At 40.4% G+C, this 19,352-nt stretch carries 22 protein-coding genes; 5 read left to right on the forward strand and 17 right to left on the reverse strand.

Features of this window, described 5'->3' with window-relative positions; translation table 11 throughout:
• Positions 1-42: 42 nt before the first annotated feature.
• The 8 genes from L990_RS11305 to L990_RS11340 all read right to left on the reverse strand — a co-directional run bounded on the left by L990_RS11305 (position 43) and on the right by L990_RS11340 (position 7,832).
• Complete coding sequence (locus L990_RS11305; protein WP_052180933.1) at positions 43-1,176, reverse strand: MraY family glycosyltransferase; 1,134 nt, start codon at positions 1,174-1,176, stop codon at positions 43-45.
• 4 nt (positions 1,177-1,180) lie between these two features.
• Complete coding sequence (locus L990_RS11310; protein ID WP_047449133.1) at positions 1,181-1,738, reverse strand: Sua5/YciO/YrdC/YwlC family protein; 558 nt, start codon at positions 1,736-1,738, stop codon at positions 1,181-1,183.
• A gap of 202 nt (positions 1,739-1,940) precedes the next feature.
• Positions 1,941-2,762, reverse strand: a complete 822-nt coding sequence (locus tag L990_RS11315) for a 2,3,4,5-tetrahydropyridine-2,6-dicarboxylate N-succinyltransferase (RefSeq protein WP_047449137.1) — start codon at positions 2,760-2,762, stop codon at positions 1,941-1,943.
• A 93-nt stretch (positions 2,763-2,855) separates the two neighbouring features.
• On the reverse strand, positions 2,856-3,953 hold the full coding sequence (locus L990_RS11320; protein ID WP_156121516.1) for an endonuclease/exonuclease/phosphatase family protein: 1,098 nt from the start codon (positions 3,951-3,953) through the stop codon (positions 2,856-2,858).
• Positions 3,950-4,822: a rhomboid family protein gene (locus L990_RS11325; RefSeq protein ID WP_047449143.1), complete on the reverse strand. Its 873-nt coding sequence runs from the start codon at positions 4,820-4,822 to the stop codon at positions 3,950-3,952. Before L990_RS11325 ends, L990_RS11320 begins: the two co-directional genes overlap by 4 nt.
• 4 nt (positions 4,823-4,826) lie before the next feature.
• Positions 4,827-5,645, reverse strand: a complete 819-nt coding sequence (locus tag L990_RS11330) for a rhomboid family intramembrane serine protease (protein ID WP_047449145.1) — start codon at positions 5,643-5,645, stop codon at positions 4,827-4,829.
• Between the two features lie 6 nt (positions 5,646-5,651).
• On the reverse strand, positions 5,652-7,526 hold the full coding sequence (gene mutL, locus L990_RS11335; protein WP_047449148.1) for a DNA mismatch repair endonuclease MutL: 1,875 nt from the start codon (positions 7,524-7,526) through the stop codon (positions 5,652-5,654).
• Between the two features lie 15 nt (positions 7,527-7,541).
• Entirely contained in the window at positions 7,542-7,832 is a 291-nt protein-coding gene (locus tag L990_RS11340) for a hypothetical protein (protein ID WP_047449230.1), read from the reverse strand.
• Between the two features lie 225 nt (positions 7,833-8,057).
• Here L990_RS11340 and L990_RS11345 point away from each other — a divergent pair, with 225 nt between their 5' ends.
• A complete protein-coding gene (locus L990_RS11345) occupies positions 8,058-9,596 on the forward strand; it encodes a YifB family Mg chelatase-like AAA ATPase (protein ID WP_047449151.1) in 1,539 nt (512 codons plus the stop codon).
• Between the two features lie 98 nt (positions 9,597-9,694).
• On the forward strand, positions 9,695-11,011 hold the full coding sequence (locus L990_RS11350; protein WP_047449154.1) for a peptide MFS transporter: 1,317 nt from the start codon (positions 9,695-9,697) through the stop codon (positions 11,009-11,011).
• 201 nt (positions 11,012-11,212) lie between these two features.
• On the opposite strand, the gene L990_RS11355 is transcribed toward L990_RS11350, so the two are convergent.
• Positions 11,213-11,653, reverse strand: coding sequence for a hypothetical protein (locus L990_RS11355; protein WP_047449157.1), 441 nt, complete (start codon positions 11,651-11,653; stop codon positions 11,213-11,215).
• Positions 11,654-11,923: 270 nt separating this feature from the next.
• Here L990_RS11355 and greA point away from each other — a divergent pair, with 270 nt between their 5' ends.
• Both greA and L990_RS11365 read left to right on the forward strand, forming a co-directional pair.
• Positions 11,924-12,397 carry a transcription elongation factor GreA gene (gene greA / locus L990_RS11360; RefSeq protein ID WP_047449160.1) on the forward strand — a complete coding sequence of 158 codons (474 nt, stop codon included), beginning with the start codon at positions 11,924-11,926 and terminating at the stop codon, positions 12,395-12,397.
• Between the two features lie 9 nt (positions 12,398-12,406).
• Positions 12,407-12,802 carry an HIT family protein gene (locus L990_RS11365; RefSeq protein WP_047449163.1) on the forward strand — a complete coding sequence of 132 codons (396 nt, stop codon included), beginning with the start codon at positions 12,407-12,409 and terminating at the stop codon, positions 12,800-12,802.
• A 22-nt stretch (positions 12,803-12,824) separates the two neighbouring features.
• On the opposite strand, the gene L990_RS11370 is transcribed toward L990_RS11365, so the two are convergent.
• The 8 genes from L990_RS11370 to rplU form a co-directional block, all read right to left on the reverse strand.
• Entirely contained in the window at positions 12,825-13,862 is a 1,038-nt protein-coding gene (locus L990_RS11370; protein ID WP_047449167.1) for a glycosyltransferase family 9 protein, read from the reverse strand.
• 166 nt (positions 13,863-14,028) lie between these two features.
• Entirely contained in the window at positions 14,029-14,634 is a 606-nt protein-coding gene (locus L990_RS11375) for a DUF4254 domain-containing protein (RefSeq protein WP_047449170.1), read from the reverse strand.
• Positions 14,635-14,731: 97 nt separating this feature from the next.
• Positions 14,732-15,289, reverse strand: a complete 558-nt coding sequence (gene ruvC / locus L990_RS11380) for a crossover junction endodeoxyribonuclease RuvC (protein WP_410488767.1) — start codon at positions 15,287-15,289, stop codon at positions 14,732-14,734.
• Positions 15,285-16,172, reverse strand: coding sequence for a DMT family transporter (locus tag L990_RS11385; protein ID WP_047449173.1), 888 nt, complete (start codon positions 16,170-16,172; stop codon positions 15,285-15,287). The genes ruvC and L990_RS11385 overlap by 5 nt, the downstream gene beginning before the upstream one ends.
• 6 nt (positions 16,173-16,178) lie before the next feature.
• The gene (locus tag L990_RS11390) at positions 16,179-16,490 is read right to left on the reverse strand and encodes a DUF4286 family protein (RefSeq protein WP_047449176.1); all 312 of its coding nucleotides are present in this window, start codon (positions 16,488-16,490) and stop codon (positions 16,179-16,181) included.
• A 79-nt stretch (positions 16,491-16,569) separates the two neighbouring features.
• Positions 16,570-17,847: a serine--tRNA ligase gene (serS, locus tag L990_RS11395; protein ID WP_047449178.1), complete on the reverse strand. Its 1,278-nt coding sequence runs from the start codon at positions 17,845-17,847 to the stop codon at positions 16,570-16,572.
• A gap of 97 nt (positions 17,848-17,944) precedes the next feature.
• Positions 17,945-18,205 (reverse strand): 50S ribosomal protein L27, encoded by a 261-nt coding sequence (gene rpmA / locus L990_RS11400; RefSeq protein WP_047449181.1) that lies wholly within the window; start codon positions 18,203-18,205, stop codon positions 17,945-17,947.
• Between the two features lie 20 nt (positions 18,206-18,225).
• A complete protein-coding gene (gene rplU, locus L990_RS11405; RefSeq protein ID WP_047449184.1) occupies positions 18,226-18,537 on the reverse strand; it encodes a 50S ribosomal protein L21 in 312 nt (103 codons plus the stop codon).
• Positions 18,538-18,737: 200 nt separating this feature from the next.
• Between rplU and L990_RS11410 the strand changes: the two genes are divergently transcribed.
• Positions 18,738-19,343, forward strand: a complete 606-nt coding sequence (locus tag L990_RS11410) for a bifunctional nuclease family protein (RefSeq protein WP_047449187.1) — start codon at positions 18,738-18,740, stop codon at positions 19,341-19,343.
• Positions 19,344-19,352: the final 9 nt, after the last annotated feature.

Genomic DNA, 19,352 nt, shown 5'->3' on the forward strand with positions numbered 1-19,352 from the left:
AAATAAAGAAAAAGGAAGCAGTTATCTGCTTCCTTTTTTATTTTAGTTGACTCTTTCAAGAAATTGTGTTTTTTCTAGAGCGTTTTCTTTCGTATTTAGTTTTCTGATATCAAGAGGTTCTATTTTTTTGCTTCTTTGTTTTTTAATGGTCATAAGTATTCCTATAAATAGAAGTGCAGTTGTTGCTATTAGAAATATCAGCAGGTTTATATTTAGATTTTTTAATAGGAAGCAAAAACCTAAAAAGAAGATTGTTGTCCCCAGTAAAATGGCTGTAGAATTTCTATGGTTAAACCCGAGGAATAGCAACTGATGGTGAATGTGATTTTTATCGGGTGAAAACGGTGATTTTCCTTGTGCTATTCGAATTGAGAATACCCTAAGAGTATCGAATATTGGCAAAATAAGTACAGCAATTACGACTGCGGGAGCGTAGCTTATGGTAAAAGGGCTTGCAAGAATAGAATTGAGCTCGATATACTTAAACGCGGCAGCAGTTAGGAAAATTCCTAAAACAAGCGACCCTGTATCTCCCATGAATATCTTATTTGTACTCCCAAAAACATTGTAAAGGAAAAAGGCACTTAAAGCACCTACCATTGCTAGGCATAGCATTGCCCAGCCGTAGTGCCCCATCAGAAAAAAGCATCCGCCAAAAAATGTAAGGCTAAGAATACCAACCCCTGATGCAAGCCCATCAATGCCGTCGATGAGGTTGATGGCATTGATTAGCGCTATGAAGATAAATGCGCTTATAGCTATGGATAGAAACGAGTTTATTTCATATACCCCAAAAACACCTTGGAGTGAGGTTAATCTTAAATCTCCACCTATTGTTAGAAGCAGTGCAGCAATGACTTGTCCTGCAAGCTTCTTTTTAGCTGATAACTCTAAGATATCGTCTTTTATTCCCAGAAAAAAAAGTATCATCATACCTAAGAGCAAGTAGTTATATTCTGGAATATAGTAGTAGGATGCAAAAAACAAGGTGGTAATTGCAAAACTTAGATAAATGCCAATTCCACCCAACGTGGGTACAGCCCTTTTGTGTGAGGTTCTATGGTTTGGCTCATCTACTAAATTTTTTTCTCGAGCAATTCTGATTACTACAGGAATAATCCTAATGCATGTAAAAAAGGCAATAAGTAAGGTTATTAAAGGAATTAAATTTTTCATACAACTATTCTCTAATTATTAAAATCTCGCCGTTTACATCAAGATCCATTAAAGATGGTAGTACACCAGTTGGTTTAATGTCATTCTCTACCCAATCCGTAAAATTGATTTTTTCAGAGATAGACGCAAATAGATCTTTTTGGGTTGCAACCTTTTTATCTTTATAAATTAAAGGTATTGCAAATAGAGGGTTTCTGTATTTACGTAGGATGCCATTAATTGAATGAACGCTTGTAATGCGAAATGGTGCTCTTTTTGTTTCAGAAATGGCTGCATTTGCTATGTTTTGAACGTTAGGTAGCCTTAGGCTGATGGGTTTGGTACTAAGTTCAAATAGTTGCTCCGCTAATTCTGGAATTTCAAAGACATATTTCGTAAGGTGATTAATGTTTAGAACAAAAATCGAATGGATAGGTTCTTTTGAGGGAAAGTTTTTTTGTAGCAGCTCAATTGTTTTGTCGTTTGTTGCGTCACAAATAAGCTCAATACCAATATCTGTCATCACGGCAACAATATTTCCGCTTTTTAATTTTTCGATAACTAAAAGTATATCAATCATCATTGACGAATTTTAATATAATTCGGGTACGTTTTTGTAATAAGGATCAAATATAGATAAAATCAACTTAAAGTGCTATGTTTGAATTGGGCGAATTGTGGAGAACTTAAAATTTAGTTGTTAGATTGGTTGTTGTAAACATTATTTGTAGGTAAGGCGCTTTCGCTAAAATAAAAAAGGAGGTAGAACCTCCCTTTTTCGTTGTTTATACCGCAATGTTAAAGTCGCGTAAAGCATCGTTTAAAGACGTTTTTAAGTCCGTGGATGCTTTCCTTTTTCCAATGATTAAGGCACAAGGTACGTGATATTCACCTGCTGGAAATGCTTTGGGATAACTTCCTGGAATAACAACAGAACGGGGGGGGACATATCCCTTATATTCAATAGGCGTTTCTCCTGAAACATCAATTATCTTTGTAGATCCGGTTATGACAACATTGGCTCCAAGCACGGCTTCTTTGCCAATATGGGCGCCTTCTACAACAATGCAGCGAGAGCCAATAAAGCAGCCATCTTCTACAATAACGGGTGCTGCTTGTACTGGTTCTAAAACACCTCCAAGCCCAACACCTCCGCTTAAGTGTACATGTTTTCCTACTTGTGCACATGAACCGACAGTTGCCCATGTATCTACCATCGTTCCTTCATCAACGTAGGCGCCTATATTGACATAGGAAGGCATCATGATTACACCTTTGGCAAGGTAAGAGCCATGTCTTGCTATGCCTTGAGGGACGACACGAACACCCAGCTGTTCAAAATTCTTTTTTAGTGGGATTTTGTCATAAAATTCGAAAGGCCCAACCTCAATGGTTTTCATTTGAGTAATAGGGAAGTACATCAGTACAGCCTTCTTTATCCATTGATTTACAATCCACTCTTCTCCTTGAGGTTGCGCAACTCTGAGTTCTCCTTTATCTAGAAGGTTCACAACGTCAAAAATTGCGCTCTTAGTTTCTTCTTCGCGCAGCAACTCCCTGTTGTCCCAAGCGCTTTCAACTAGCTGTTGTAGTTCTTCAAAAGTCATTGATTCGTAGTTATTATTTTTTATGCTCTCATTTCATGCGTAATTTGCTAAATATAGATTATTCTGGCTAGCAAATGTGCCGTTTGATGTTTGTTAGCTTTGTCTATGCTTGATGTAAAAGTCTACAATTATAGGGTAGTGGTCGGAATATTTAATTCGTGGACTACTATACTTGTAGGGGATTATTTGCTTGTCAGAGAATATGTAATCTATTCTCATTGTTGGCAATAGACCTCTATAGGTAGGCTTTAATCCATTTCCGGCTTCTACATACGAATCGTATAACGATCCTCTTAGTTTACTGTAAGTATATGAGGCAGGAATATCGTTGAAATCGCCACAAAAAATAATGGGGAAGCGAGTTTTACTTGCAACGTTGCTAATCGAATCTACCTGTTTTGCGCGCTTTAGATACGCTTTTCGTAAATTTCTGACAATACTCTTGATTTCTTTAAAGTCAATATCGTTTTCGATGATCCTTTTTCGAAGTTTATATGGCTTATCTGCTTCCTTTAGTTTTGTTGATTCGAGGTGGCAACAGAATACTCTGAGGGTATCTGTATTTACAAGGACATCTGCGTATATCGATGAGTTGTAGGTGTTTTCACCAAAAGAAATATTATGTTTTTTTAGTATGGGATATTTGCTAAAGATGGCAACTCCATAGCTAACTTCTCTTTTTCTTTCGTTTACGCTATAGTTTATGTAGGCGTGGGGGTATTTCTTAAATTTATTGCGAACATATTTCTCGCTTAACTTCCCTTTTATCGTAAAGAAATCCTGCAAACAAATGATGTCGGCATTCTTATTGGCAATATAGCTAAGCATCTCAGGTGCAGATGTCGATTCTTCGTTATACTGGTTAAAGAGATTTACGTTGTAATTCATAACCCGTATTGCCGTTACATTGTTGGGTTTAACTTTTTTGGAGTTGAATGATAGAAATTTTGGAATATGCCATAAGCTGAACAGCAAGGCAATTATTGATACAGCGACTTCTTTTTTCCAGAAAATAGACCAGAAAATTATAAAAAGGATGTTGATTACGAATAGTAATGGAAGGGATAGTCCTAAAAAAGCGAAAATCCAATAAATTGTAGGGCTAATGTAGCCAGCAATGCTGGCCATAAGCAAAGCCAATGCTGCAAGTACATTGAAAAATAGTGCGATGACTGATATAACTCTTCTCAACTATCTAGGTCGTTTTTGTATTTGAATAACTTCTCCTTTTCTTCGTTTGTTAGACTGTCAAATCCTTTTTGAGATATTTTGTCTAAAATTAAATCCAAGTCTCTTCCTGTTGAAACTTTTCGTACTGTTGGATTTGGATTTTTATAGGCAACCTTTATTCTCTCCCTCTTGAATCTAATATGTTTAATTTTTTCAAGCGCGAGTTCAACCCATGCTAGTATGTTAAGCCCATTTTTTCTGTAGGTATATCCCCATAACGCACCAATAAAAGCACCTCCAATATGAGCAATGTGACCGCCTGCATTGCCAAATGGTATTTGAATCAAATCGATTGTTAAGTAGGCAAAAGCAAGATATTTAAGCTTTACGTCTCCTATAAACATTAGCCAGATCTTAAAGTTGGGAGAAAAGGCTGTTGCTCCAAAGGCGATTGCCATGATCGCAGCAGATGCTCCAAGAAGAGTTGCTGGACCATCAGTATAAAAAACTGGTAGCGTATTGTAGGCAATTACATAAAAGAGGCCTCCAAAAATACCTCCAGCAAGATAAACAGAGGTGAGTTTTGTATTTCCAAAAAAATCTACAAATATGATTCCAAACCAGTAAAGCACGAGTAGATTAAATAGCGCATGCAAAAAGTCTAAATGGTAAAACATGTAGGTTATGAATGTCCACGGATGTTTTGCCAGTACATTTGGTTCTGAAGAGAGTGCTAGTACCCTATCAAAAAACAAGGGGGTATGGTCGGTTACGAGGTAAAAAATGGCATTGTATATACCAACAAATAGAAAAATGGCAATGTTGATATATATAAGCCCCGCAAGAGCACCGTCTTTTGTTATAGATAATCTTAGCCTATAGTTCGACATGTTGCTAGTACATCATGTTGTGTTTCTTCCAGTATCTTAATATAATAAAGGCAATAAGCATACCTCCTAGGTGGGCAAAGTGCGCAATGCCTGGCTGCTTTCCACTTATTCCGAAATATAACTCAAATGCAGCAAAAATCATTACCATGTATTTTGCTTTTATGGGGACTGGTGGGATAATTAGCATTAATGTCATGTTGGGGAATAGCATGCCAAAGGCAAGCAAGACGCCATAAACAGCCCCAGAAGCACCTATGGTTACGGTTTTGGATAAAGCCTCGACGTACACTTCTTTTGATCCAAGTAGAAATTCTTTAGCCTGATTTATGAATTCTGGGCTTGAGGGATTTTTGTACCAATTGCCAAAATATGCTTCTATTTCAGAATTTAACAAATGATGGCTTTTAAGAATGCTGAAAAATGTATCTGGAGAAAGGTTATTTATTGCTTGGTCAAATGCATATCGAGCATACTCTACTTCTGCAATGTTTACAAGCGAATTTAGTAGAGAGGCTCCTACTCCGGTAAATAGGAAGAAAATGAGGAACTTTTTGTCGCCCCATACTTGCTCTAAAATTCGTCCAAACATCCACAATGAGAACATGTTAAAAAACAGGTGCCCAATATCACCGTGTAAAAAGATGTTGGTTAGCGGTTGCCAAATGCGGAACTCGCTGGAGTAGAAGGAGTGCAACCCAAATATTGAAACAATGTCTACTCCTTGGTTGTCTAAAACCCATGTAACCAATAGAAATAAAGCATTGATTATTATGAGGTTTAATACTATTGGAGGCGTGTTTCCGAAACGGTTCGACTGAAACATAGTGCGTTATTTAAAGCGTTTTTCTAATTCGTCTAATCCCAAGATAAAAAGCGTGGGCTTGCCTCCTGGGCTTGTGTTGGGCGATTCGCAGGCAAATAGTTTGTCGAATAGATCTTGCATTTCTGTTTGACTAAGCGTTTGGCCTGGTTTTATGGCAGATGCAATGGACATAGATCTTGCAATCTTAGTCTTGGATGAATCCTGCAAGTCGCTTTCGTTATTTTTGAAATCCTGCAGTAGTCCTTCAAGCACTTCCTTAAAATTTTGGTTTGATAGGCTTGCTGGGCTACCATAAATTGCTACCGAATTTCCTCCAAAGGGTCGGATATCCCAGCCTATCGAATGCAGATCTTCAGATATCCCTATAAGCAAGGCGTAGTCGGCAGGGTTGAACTCTACGATTTGAGGGAAAAGTTCCTGTTGTGCAATTCCCGTATGATGCTCTATTATTGCTAGATAGTATTCGTATAGAATACGCTGGTGGGCTTTCGTTTGATCGATAATCATTACTCCTGATTTTACAGGAGTGAGGATATACCTCGCTTTTAGCTGGAAGAAAAGCTGCTCCGATTGGCTCCTCACCTCGAATGTTTGCTGGGGCTCTTCTTCTGGTTGCTCGTCGAAAAAAGTTGCCGTATTTGCTCTTTCATCCTCAAAAGGATGATTCTCTACAGATGGAAATCCTTGGTATAGTTTCTGCCATCCACTTGGAACAGGGTCTTTTCTGAATCCGCTGCCAAAACTCGATTTCGAAAAATTCTGGCTTGTTGCTTCATCAAAAGGGTTGAAGTTGGGGTTAACATCGATAACTGGCATGCTCACCGGGGCGTCTTTAGAGAATACGGGAATTTCAATATCCCCAAAAGTGTTGAAATCGATAGAGGGTGCTACCGAAAATTTTCCGATGGCTTCGCGAGTTGAGGCGTTGATAATTTGCCATATCGCACTTTCATCTTCGAATTTTATTTCTGTTTTAGTTGGGTGGATATTAATATCGATGGCCGCAGGATCAACGTCTAGGTAGATGAAGAACGAAGGGTAGTGATCGTTTTGTATGAGTTGGTGGTAGGCGCTAACCACCGCTTTTTGTAGGTAGGGGCTCTTAAAGAAGCGTCCATTTACAAAAAAGAACTGTTCGCCGGATGTTTTTTTTGCGTTTTCGGGTTTTCCAATAAACCCGGTTACCTTAACAATTGATGTTTCGGTATTTATATCTATTAGGTTGTTGGCAATAGATTTCCCCATGAGGCCTACGATGCGTTGCTTGAGGTTGGCCGACGGTAGGTTGTAAACTTCCGTCCCATTATTAACCAGCGTAAAAGCAATTTCGGGATGGCACAGGCAAACTCGCTGAAACTCGTTTATGATATGGCGAATTTCAACGCTATTTGATTTGAGAAATTTGCGTCGGGCAGGGACGTTGAAAAATAGGTTTTTGATGGAAAAAATGGAGCCAACAGGGCTGCTTATTGGTTCTTGGCTTAGCACTTCCGATCCTGACATGACGATGTGGGTGCCCAGCTCGCTGTTTTCTTTCCTTGTTTTTAGCTCAACTTCAGCTATTGAGGCTATGGATGCAAGCGCCTCTCCCCTAAATCCGAAGGTGCTGATGCTAAAAATATCGTGAACGGAGCGAATCTTAGAGGTCGCATGGCGTTCGAATGAGAGACGAGCATCCGTTTCGCTCATTCCGCACCCGTTATCTATAATTTGAATAAGAGTTTTTCCCGCATCCTTAATGATGACGGTGATGGCTGTGCTTCCTGCATCGACAGCATTCTCAACCAGCTCCTTTATTACAGAGGCTGGACGTTGAATAACCTCCCCAGCTGCTATTTGGTTGGCAACAGCATCGGGTAAAAGCTGAATTATATCCGACATCTATCCAGATTTATGCTACAAATATCTTTGTACAAAGTAAAGAATGGCAAATATTAGTCCCATTAGAAGTAGCCTAATGAATAAGCTTTGCATGCGATTCTTTTTTGCATCAGTTCTGGCGCTTCGAATTTGCCTTCTCATATTGCCTCTAATGCTAGAGCCGGGAACGTAACTTTCTTGTTCCGCTTTCATCTCTTGCTCTATAAGCCTTTTACGCTCCTCTACCTCATCTTTGATGGGATCGTAGTAGCGTGGTTTATAGCTGAAAGTTCTATGTTTGGGAAGCTTGAAAAATCTAAATACCATTTCTGTATTGTTTAATGCAAATCTACCTAAAAAAAGCGATTCTTTTCCGATTGTCAAAATTGGGATTGCCTAATAGTATAGAAAAGAACGCTTAGTGATGTTCGTGTAATGTCTTTGTAAAGCTATTATTAAGAAAATAGGGGGATATTTGTATAAAAATTAGTCCGAATTAAGTGAAGTGAATATAAAATAGTAAATTTAGATGCAATACTTTACTACTTAGATATGCTCGTAAAAGTTTTTGGAAGCGCAGTTTATGGCATAAAGGCAACAACAATCACCATCGAGGTTAACGTTGTTGCTGGTGTAAACTTCTATCTGGTTGGTTTGCCCGATAGCGCCGTAAAGGAAAGTCAGCAAAGAATTACCTCCGCTCTTATGACCAATGGATATAAAATGCCTGGACATAAAATCATCATTAACATGGCTCCTGCTGATATTCGAAAGGAAGGTTCTGCTTACGATTTGCCAATTGCTATTGGGATACTTGCTGGTTCTCAGCAAATTGTTTCGGATCATCTTGAAGATTACTTGATAATGGGCGAGCTTTCTCTTGATGGTGGTTTACAGCCTGTGAAGGGAGTGCTCCCTATTGCGCTGCAGGCTGCTGCCGAAGGATTTAAAGGGTTGATTCTTCCCGTTCAGAATGCGCAGGAGGCTGCTATTGTAAAGGGACTTGAGGTGTACGGCATGTCCAACCTAAAGGACGTTGTCGACTTTCTTGCTGATAAGAAGCATATTGAACCCGCAACTTGCAATGTTGATGAGCTATTCTCTGATACCGTTAACAGCTATTCGGTGGATTTTGCCGATGTGAAAGGGCAGGAAAATGTGAAGCGAGCGCTCGAAATTGCAGCCGCAGGCGGGCATAACATCATAATGATTGGTGCTCCAGGATCGGGGAAGACGATGCTGGCAAAGCGGTTGCCAACAATTATTCCCCCGCTAACGCTCGAAGAGGCGTTGGAGACTACTAAAATTCACTCTGTGGCGGGGAAGGTCGAAAAAAATAGCAGCTTAATAACTCGTCGTCCTTTTAGGGCCCCCCACCATACGGTGTCAGATGTGGCGTTAGTTGGTGGAGGAACCTATCCTCAGCCCGGAGAAATAAGTTTAGCGCATAATGGAGTTTTGTTTTTAGATGAACTTCCCGAGTTTAAGAGGACTGTGCTGGAGGTGATGAGGCAGCCATTGGAAGATCGACAGATAACCATTTCTCGGGCTCGGTTCTCTATTGAGTATCCTGCCAACTTTATGCTCGTTGCTTCAATGAATCCCTGCCCTTGTGGCTTTCATAATCATCCCGAAAAGGAGTGTGTTTGCCCTCCTGGTATGGTTCAGCGTTACCTTAGCAGAATATCAGGTCCGTTGCTTGATCGAATTGATATTCAAATAGAGGTGGTGCCAGTACCTTTTGACAAGTTAGCTGACCATAGATTGGCTGAATCGAGCCAAACGGTACGCGAGCGGGTGGTAAAAGCTCGGTTACTTCAGCATCAGCGTTTTGTCGACGAAAGCGACATTCACTGCAATGCCATGATGGGTTCGCGGCTGATTAGGAGGTACTGTAAAATTTCCGATTCGGGGACGGCTATCTTAAAAAATGCGATGGAAAAGTTGGGGCTATCGGCTCGAGCATACGATCGAATTCTGAAGGTGTCTCGAACAATTGCTGATTTGGAGGGCGAGCGCGAAATTCAAACTCGTCATATTGCTGAGGCTATAAACTACCGAAGCTTAGACAGGAGCGATTGGGCTGATTAGCTGTCTTTGTTCTGTGTCTGCCTTTCTATCTTTTTGCAATGGTTTGCGGCGGTTTGCGCATAAAATAGATATATTCGCAGCCTAAACAAATCTTAACAATGGAAAGAACCAGTCAGAAACAGCCAGTTGCACTATACCTTATTGCTGCAACAGGTGCTGGAGAGCGTTTTGCGTACTACGGCATGCGCGCCCTTCTTATGCTTTATATGGTAGCCGGGGCCAGCGCCCAGCTTGCGGGGATGAACTTTTCGCAGCATTCTGCCGGTAATATATACGGCATTTTTAACGCACTTTGTTACGGGCTCCCTTTCTTTGGGGGGATTTTGGCCGACAAAATAATTGGAAGCAGAAAGTCGGTGACAATTGGCGGAATTTTTATAATTCTTGGGTTAGCCACCCTGTCTATCGACAATACGATGGGGCCTTTTGTTGGCGGTTTGCTGCTCATTGCTATTGGTAACGGTTTTTTCAAGCCAACGGTTGTTTCTATGATTGGAGAACTCTATGAGCAGGGAGATCCTCGCAGGGATAATGCTTTTACTCTTTACTATCAGCTATTCAATATTGGAGCTTGGGTTGCCCCTCTGCTCTGTGGATATGTGGCTATACAGTACGGCTATTTAGCTGGATTCTCGGTGGCTGCCGCGGCAGTATTCGTGAGTATGCTTACTTACTGGATATTTGCCCCAAGCATACTAAAAGGGGTAGGTAAGCAAAAGAAAAAGGAAATTTTGGCCGTAGAAAAGCAAGAAAAGATGCCGCTTACCAAGGAGGAAAAAGATAGAATTAGGGTAATCTTTATCCTACTATTTTTTGTGACTTTCTTTTGGACTGGATTTGAGCAGGCCGGTAGTTCCATGACGTTGTTTACTGAAGAAAAGATAGACAAAAATCTTTTGGGATGGCTTGTTCCTACATCATGGTTTCAGAGCGTTAATCCATTCCTAGTATCGACATTAGGATTTGCTATTACTGCGCTTTGGCTTCGTCTTCATAAAATCGGAAAGAACCCATCAACTCCTGTAAAAATGGGGTTGGGAATGATTTTCTTGGGATTAGGATTTATCGTCATGCTGGGTGCAGTACAACATGCAGGTGCTACAGGCCTTCAGGCTTGCATGTCATGGATAGTCGGCGCCTATTTCCTTCAAACCATAGGCGAGTTGATGCTTTCTCCAATAGGTTTGTCTATGATTACCAAGTTGGCGCCACCTTCGATGGTTTCGATGTTTATGGGGATTTGGTTTTTGCCAACTTTCCTTGCACACCTTATGGGTGGATTTATTGCTGGTTACATAAAGGATTGGGGGTATGGTACCACCTTTGCTGGTATTGCTGCATTTGTTATAGTGCTAGGATTGGCCGTTATTCTGATTAGGAAAAAGCTGGTTTACTGGATGCACGGAAGGGTTTAGGACTCCTACAATAAATACGAAAAGGAGACTCTTTTTGGGGTCTCCTTTTTTGTGTTCTAACTTCAACTTCTGTCTACAAATTGAGGTACATGGTAGGGGGAGCGTTGTGAAAAGTATTATATTTTAAGCAGATGGCTGTTTTGTCGTTGATTGTTATGCCTGTAGTAGATTTTCGTCGCGGTTAGGAGAGGCGTTTGCCTGCTAGTTATGAACGTTCAGCTGGTAACCAGTCTGCATTGTTTGGTATTCCTTAAGATGTCGCGCTTTGTAGTTGGTGGCGTATCCGCTTAGAAGGCTATAGCGGGTTTTGCAAGCGGGGCACAGCGCAAACAGCTCGTCAACTATATCTATACTTTGGATAGAGGAGGTTAGGCAAGATGGGTTGGTACAAGTGGCATCGTAGGCGTGAAATCCATCTACCCCATTTATTACAATGACGCCATTGCCTCTGTATCCTACTGGCAGCGCATTGTAGGAGCGTACTTTTAGTGATGTTCCGGTGGCTTGAAGCTTAATGTATGCAGGGTCGTTGAGGAATATGGTAAAGTAGACAGGGACGTTTGGGAGCACATTTTTTTCTTCTTTGGCGCAGCTGAGCATCAGCAGCGTAGCCGCAATTAGGCGAGGGAGTTTTGTTCTCATATTTTTAAAATTGAAGCAATATTAGCAATTATAAGTAGGATATGGTGCTGGGCGAGTGTTAAAGGAAATTTACTCTCCCTGAAATTAGCCTGAATAGCGGGCTGGATGTGTTAACATCTGTGAATGATGTTGAGCTAAATCGTTGCTTTTTGGGGAATTTGGAGGTGTTAAAGTGGCGGATAGATTAAAATAAGTGTATATTTGTAAAGCGAAAGAGTTCTGGCAGCGTCGGAATTCTTTCGTTTTTATTTAATCCCAAATTATTTAGCTATGTCAAAAGTCATCTATCTTACGGAGGAAGGTTTTAATAAACTTCGCGAAGATCTTGAACACCTAAAGAGTGTAGAGCGACCTGCCATAGCTCGTCAGATAGCCGAGGCGCGCGATAAGGGCGACCTTTCGGAGAATGCAGAATACGATGCAGCAAAGGAGGCGCAAGGCCTACTTGAAATGCGTATTGCTAAACTGGAGGACACCTTTGCCAACGCTCGCATCCTTGACGAGTCTAAAATAGATATCAGCTCTGTACAGATTTTGAATAAGGTTAAAATTAAGAACCTTAAGAATAATACTGTAATGCAGTATACCCTTGTCTCCGAAAATGAGGCAAACCTGAAAGAGGGTAAAATATCAATCGGAACGCCTATTGCCAAAGCACTAATGGGCAAGAAGGTTGGTGATGTGGTTGAAGTGCAAATACCTGCAGGGCTGGTGAACTTCGAAATTGTTGAAATTTCTAGGTAAGCAGATTCTATGGCTTCTATCTTTTCTAAAATTATTAGTGGCGAAATACCCAGCTACAAGGTAGCCGAGGACGAGAACTATTACGCCTTTTTGGATATTTTCCCAATGGCAAAAGGGCATACGTTAGTAGTGCCTAAGATGGAGGTAGATTACTTGTTCGATCTTAGCCCAGAAGTCCTTGCTGGTATGACTTTGTTTGCCCAAAAGGTTGCAAAAGGGGTTAAAGCGGCCATGCCTTGCAGTCGGGTAGGGGTTGCTGTTTTGGGGTTGGAAGTTCCCCATGCACATATCCACCTAGTGCCCATTAATAAGGAGTCAGATCTGGACTTCCGTAAGGAAAAATTAAAGTTGACGAACGAGGAATTTACGGAGATTGCAAAACAGATTTCTGAGCATATAAAGTAAAAAGAGGGCTTTGCCCTCTTTTTTATTTTATGATGTTGTCGATTTTTTCGATAATTTGAGAAGGAGTGATGTTGTTCATGCATCTATAGTCTCCCCACATGCACTCCTTATTCCCGTAAACGGAACAGGGACGGCAGTCTAATGATAGCTGTACAATATTTTCTTGAGGTTGCTTCCATCCGTAAAATCCAGCGTAAGGGTGTGTTGCTCCCCATACGGAGACAACGGGTGTTGCGCATAACGAAGCTAGGTGCATGTTTGCTGAATCCATGGAAACCATAACGTCGAGCAGATTCATTACTAAGAGCTCTTGTCCTAATTTGATTTTGCCAGCCATCGAAATGGTGTTGGGATACTTTGTTTCCCATTCAGAAAGCAACTTCTGCTCGGAAGCACCTCCTCCAAAGAGGATTATCTTTGTGCTGGCTTGCAGGCTGAAGTGTTTAACAACCTCTTCCATTTTTTCGGGCGGGTAAATCTTTCCTTTGTGCTGAGCAAATGGGGCGATACCAATCCACTTACCCTGTTTTAATCCCGTAATGGTAAGTATTTGTTCGGTTAACTGTTCTTCCCTTGGGAATATGGTATCAAACTCAATGTTGATAGGAAATCCAGCTCGCTTAAAAGTGTTGGCGTACCGTTCGAAAGTGCTCGGTAGCTGTTTAAATTCTTTTTTAGGATATTCGGTTAGCTCTTTTTTTTCTTGTCTTCCTTTGTCGATGACAACAAAAGGAGTTCCTGTTAGTCTAAAAAGAATTTTAAGTAGCTTCGAGAAGATAACATTATGCAGGTCGATAACGACATCCCACTTTTCCAAGTTGTTCAACTTCCTAAAAAAACGAAGAAAATCAACGATTCCTTTCCTCCCTTTTCTGATTTCTGGGCCAACAAAATTTACTCCAATTTTATCAAAAATCGGTTTTACCCAAGGTTTTGAAACAACTGTTATTTCGGCATTGGGATATTGGCTTTTAATAGAGATAATGACAGGTACTGTCATTGCGACATCCCCCAGTGCCGATAATCGGATAACTAATATTTTAATTGGTCGCTGACTCATTCAAAAAAGGTCGATTTGTAAATAGGGTGCAAATGTACAAAAAGTCGATTGTCGATGAAAACAAAAAAGAGATGGAATATAGAATGAGTTTTAAATATTTACATGATAAAGAAAGCTAATCATGTAAGTTAGTAGAGGTTTTTTTGAAAACCTCTACCACTTTATTCTATTTCTTTGCGTAAAGAACGGGATTTAAAGATGGATCGTTGTACATCTTCATCTGCTTGTAAACCTTCATGTATCGTCTTCCTGCTTCGATATCGGCAATAAGCTGGTCGATGGCGCTGGATAAATCAACGCGCTGCTCAAGTAGAATGTTTAACTTTTTAGTGCATTGTTCTATATGGGCGCTATCCGAATCGGTTCGGTTAACTTCCTGCTGCATGTGGTAAATCTTAAGAGCAAGAATTGATAACCTGTCGATAGCCCATGCTGGACTTTCTGTGTTAATGACAGCGTTATCTAGAGGCTTGATAGCGGCATATTTTTCGAAGAAGTAGCTGTCTATCATTTCTACCAAATCGGTGCGGTCTTGATTGGATTTGTCAATCCTTCTTTTAAGTGCTAATGCCTCTACCGGGTCGATGTTGGGGTCGCGAATAATATCTTCCAAATGCCACTGAACAGCATCAATTCTGTTTTTGAGGTATAGGACGTATTCGATGGTTTGTTGTTCGTATGGATTTACAAATTCGCTGTCAACATGGTCTGCAATGTGATAATTTTCAACACACTGGTCGAATAATTTATTGCATAGTGCGCTAAACTCCATAGTAGTAAGGATTATAGTTTGGTAAACAAAAGTAGCTTATTCTAAGACAAACGCAAATTTGAAATTTCACTTTTGTTGTAATTGGAATGGATTAGGCTTATTTCAAACGTTTGGGGTTTTTGCTAATAAACTCAGTCCAGCTATTGTACTTATTGTCTGGGATTGGAGAGGATGACTGAAAGTGATGGCATACAGCAATTCCCAATGCATCGGTCGCATCAAAGGTTGATTCAGGAAGTTCTTTTTCTTTTAAAATACTTTTAAGCATTGCGGCTACTTGCTCTTTAGAAGAGGCTCCTTGACCCGTGATTGCCATCTTAACTTTACGAGGAGAATATTCAAATATTGGCATCTGACGGGCAAGTGCTGCAGCCATGGCTACTCCTTGGGCTCGTCCTAATTTTAGCATGGATTGCACATTTTTGCCATAGAATGGGGCTTCGATGGCTAGCTCATCAGGATGATATTGGTCGATAATGGACGTTACTTTTTCAAAAATCTTTCCCAACTTAAGGTAGTGATCTCCCATTTTTTTTAGATCGATAACCCCCATGCAAACCAACTTTATTTTTTGTTGGTTAACTGCAATTATGCCATAACCCATTAAGTTTGTTCCAGGATCGATTCCTAAAATTATTTTTTCCACGATTTTAATTTTTTGAGAAAACGTTATCCTTCTGTTGGTATCCAATGCCTGCTACTATGAGAAGTAAACCTAAAATAGTAGTCGTTTTTATTTCTTCTCCGGCTATAAAGTGGATGAAAATTAACGATATAAATGGAATGAGGTATATCATGAGGCCTATTTTTGCTGCTGATTTAGCGTATTTCAGCGCTTTTAACCAGAATAAGAAGCTGATTCCCATTTCAAAAATGCCGATATAAATGCTGCTAAATATTGCTGTTGTTGAGTAACTGTAAAAGTTTGGGATGAAGAGAGAGATCAGAAGAAGGTATGCGACTGAAAATCCAAAGTTAGTAAAAAGCTTAATAACAATGTCTCTAGTGTCTTTTACATTAACGATCCAGTATAAACTCCAAATGATAGAACTTGATAGTGCGAGTATAATTCCAACGGGATTCGAATTTTCAAAGATATTTAGATGTCCTTGAGATGAAATGACAGTAACCCCCGCAAAGCAGATTATTAAGCTAGTTAGCGTTGTCCTGGGTAACTTTTGGTGAAGTAAAGGTACTGCAAGTAGGGCTAAAATTAGCGGCCAAATCTGATTTATGGGTTGTGCGACCTGTGCTGGAAGTAAGGTGTATGCTTTAAATAGAATCAAGTAGTATAAGAACGGATTAAAAAACCCCATTAGAGCAGATCGTAATAGGTCTTCTTTAGTTTGACTAAACATCTTTTGAATTCCAACCAAAGGAACCATTGCTCCCATAATTATAAAGGAGGTGAGCGATGCTAAGAGTAGGATTTGAGGAATTGAGCAATGTTTAAGGGCTATTTTAAAAGCTGTCGCAACCGTGCTCCAGAAAAGGATTGTTATCGATGCAAAAAGAATGCTCTTTGTGGCGTTGCTCATTTTATGCTACTCAATTATTTTCATAACAGTTTTGAAGTAGTAGACCGCATTGGGGAAAAGTTCAGGAATCTGTTTTTCAAGAGCCGAGTGGCAAAGCGAATCGTAGATAAGGCTTTGCTGTGGGTCGCTGATTCGGATTTGAAGGGAATAGGTTAAGTCGTTTTCACCTCCTTGTAAAAGAACTCGGGTGAGTAGGTGACTTTTGCACACTCCAGAGTTTAATACAAAAGGGATGTAGTCTTTTTGTAGCCATTCAAGCCATGCTAAATCAACTTTTTTGTCGACGCTAAAGGTTGTGTTGATGATAAATCCAGCCATAAAAGTATTTTTCGGTGTCTAGAAAAAAGGCACATCGTACACAAACGATGTGCCTACATATTTAACTCAATAATTGTTGCTAGCAAATGTATTCGAATCCTGTATAAGGTTGTAAAGCCTTCGGAATTCTGATGCCTTTTTCTGTTTGGTTGTTTTCAAGTAGTGCTGCGACAATACGGGGAAGAGCAAGGGAACTTCCGTTAAGCGTGTGCGCAAGCTGTGTTTTCTTATCTCCATCGTCTTTGAAGCGAAGTTTAAGCCTATTTGACTGAAAACTTTCGAAATTTGAAACGGAAGAGACCTCTAGCCAACGTTCTTGTGCTGCAGAGTATACCTCAAAATCAAATGTTAGCGCAGAGGTGAAGCTCATGTCTCCGCCGCAAAGTCTTAGAATTCGATATGGGAGTTCTAACTTTTTTACGATGTTTTCAACGTGGGCAACCATTCCTTCTAAAGCTTTGTAAGACTCGTCGGGATGTGCAACTTGAACTATTTCAACCTTGTCAAATTGGTGTAGACGGTTTAGTCCACGTACGTCTTTGCCGTATGATCCCGCTTCTCTGCGGAAGCAAGGCGTGTAGGCCGTCATTTTTACGGGTAATTCTTTAGCGTTTAGAATTACATCTCTAAATATGTTTGTAACAGGAACTTCGGCGGTCGGTATCAGGTAGAAGTTATCTGTTGTAGCATGGTACATCTGACCTTCCTTGTCAGGAAGCTGACCCGTTCCAAAACCAGATGCTTCATTCACCATAAGGGGGGGCATAACTTCGGTGTAGCCTGCTGCTGTGTTTTCGTCTAGGAAAAATGCAATTAGCGCACGTTGTAGTTTGGCTCCTTGGCCTTTGTAAACAGGGAATCCAGCACCGGTAAGCTTCACTCCGAGTTCAAAATCAATGATATCGTACTTCTTGGTTAGCTCCCAGTGAGGAAGTGTGTTGTCTTTATTCAAGTTGGGCTTTTCACCGCCTTCCCGAACCACTTGGTTGTCTTCTGGAGTTCTTCCGGCCGGAACTTGTTCGCTAGGGAAGTTTGGTAGAAGCACTATTTTTTGATCTAAAAGAGATTCTACTTCCGAAAGGCGATCCTGCATTTCTTTTGTAGCCTCTTTCATGTCCAGCGTCTTTTGCTTAAGGGTATTTGCTTCAAGCTGCTTCCCTTGGCTGAACATCACCCCAATTTGGCGCGATATGTTGTTCATTTCTGCAAGGTTGGCGTCCACCTTGGCTTGTGTTGCTTTGCGCTCGTCGTCTAAGGCGATTATCTCATCAACAATTGTTGTCGCATCAAACCCCTTAACCGCAAGTCGTTTAATGGTTTGATCCTTGTCTTCTCGAATTTGTTTGAGGGTTAGCATGTGAGATATAGTTTATGTAAATTAAAATCTCCTGTTTCTGCAAACAAAGTTGCAAAAAAACAGGAGATCATAATAAGTTATTGTCGTAAATCTTTACCTACTCAGCAGAAATAGGTTCGATGTTTACGAATGACTTGTTGTCTTTTTTTCTGAAAGAAACAACACCGTCGATAAGCGCAAACAAGGTGTGATCTTTACCCATACCTACGTTAAGACCTGGGTAATGGCGTGTACCTCTTTGGCGAACGATGATGTTACCAGCCTTTGCAGTTTGACCTCCGAAAAGTTTAAGACCTAGTCTTTTACTTTCCGATTCTCTACCGTTTCTCGAACTACCGGCACCTTTTTTGTGAGCCATTGTCTTACTACTTTAAAAAGTTACGCAATAATATCTTCTACTAAAATTTGAGAAAGGTATGAACGGTGTCCATTACACTTTTTGTAACCCTTTCTTCTCTTTTTCTTAAATACGATAACCTTATCGCCCTTAAGATGAGAAAGAATTTTAGCATTAACTTTGGCGCCTTCTACTGCAGGTGCACCAATTTTAACCTGTCCGTCATTGTCGACTAGCAGTACACGATCGAAGCTAACTTGGGTTCCTTCGTCACCCTTGAGACGGTTAACGTAAAGCTTCTGATCTTTTTGTACTTTGAACTGCTGTCCTGCGATTTCTACGATTGCGTACATCGGTTCAGTTTAATTTGTACTATATCAATTCGAACGGCAAAAGTAGCAATAATGAATTAGATGTGCAAAATATGGAGGATTATTTTTTGAAGAATTCTTTAAATCTTACTTAAAAAAGTGGCATTCTTCTCAAACTAGATATAATTAAATTAATTACCTTAGCACCAGTATAAATGGTGTTTTAAAGAATTTCCGAGAGGATGCAGAAAGTTAAACTAAACGTACTAGGTATCTCGTACAGCCAAACTCAATCTGGCGCTTATGCTCTTGTCCTATCAGAAGAAGAGGGCCTGCGGCGTATACCTATTATAATTGGAGGGTTTGAAGCCCAGTCTATTGCTATTCATTTAGAGGGGTTAACACCTCCACGGCCGCTTACCCACGATCTTTTCTTATCCTTTGCAAGTTCGTTCAATATTGAGTTGCTCGAGGTGAATATTTATAGGCTTGAGGATGGTGTCTTTTATTCGCAGCTGGTGTGCTTTAATGGGGAAAAGGAGATAGTTATAGACTCTAGAACAAGTGATGCTATTGCGCTTGCACTAAGATTCAAGTGCCCGATTTTTACATTTCCCGAAATCGTAGACCGGGCTGGTGTGTATATCGATGAGGATGGATCGGAAGGAGAGGAGGCGGCTTCTATTACTTCGGATACTTCTGAAACGGTAGATTATCATGATAGCGAGTATGAAACAATGAGCATTGAGTCTTTGAATAGCCTGCTTCAGGAAGCTGTTGATATGGAAGATTATGAAAAGGCCTCATATATTCGTGATGAAATTCAGAAAAGGAGCAGAATGGAATAGCATTCCTTA

It is taken from the genome of Alistipes sp. ZOR0009 (assembly GCF_000798815.1).
Classification (GTDB): domain Bacteria; phylum Bacteroidota; class Bacteroidia; order Bacteroidales; family ZOR0009; genus Acetobacteroides.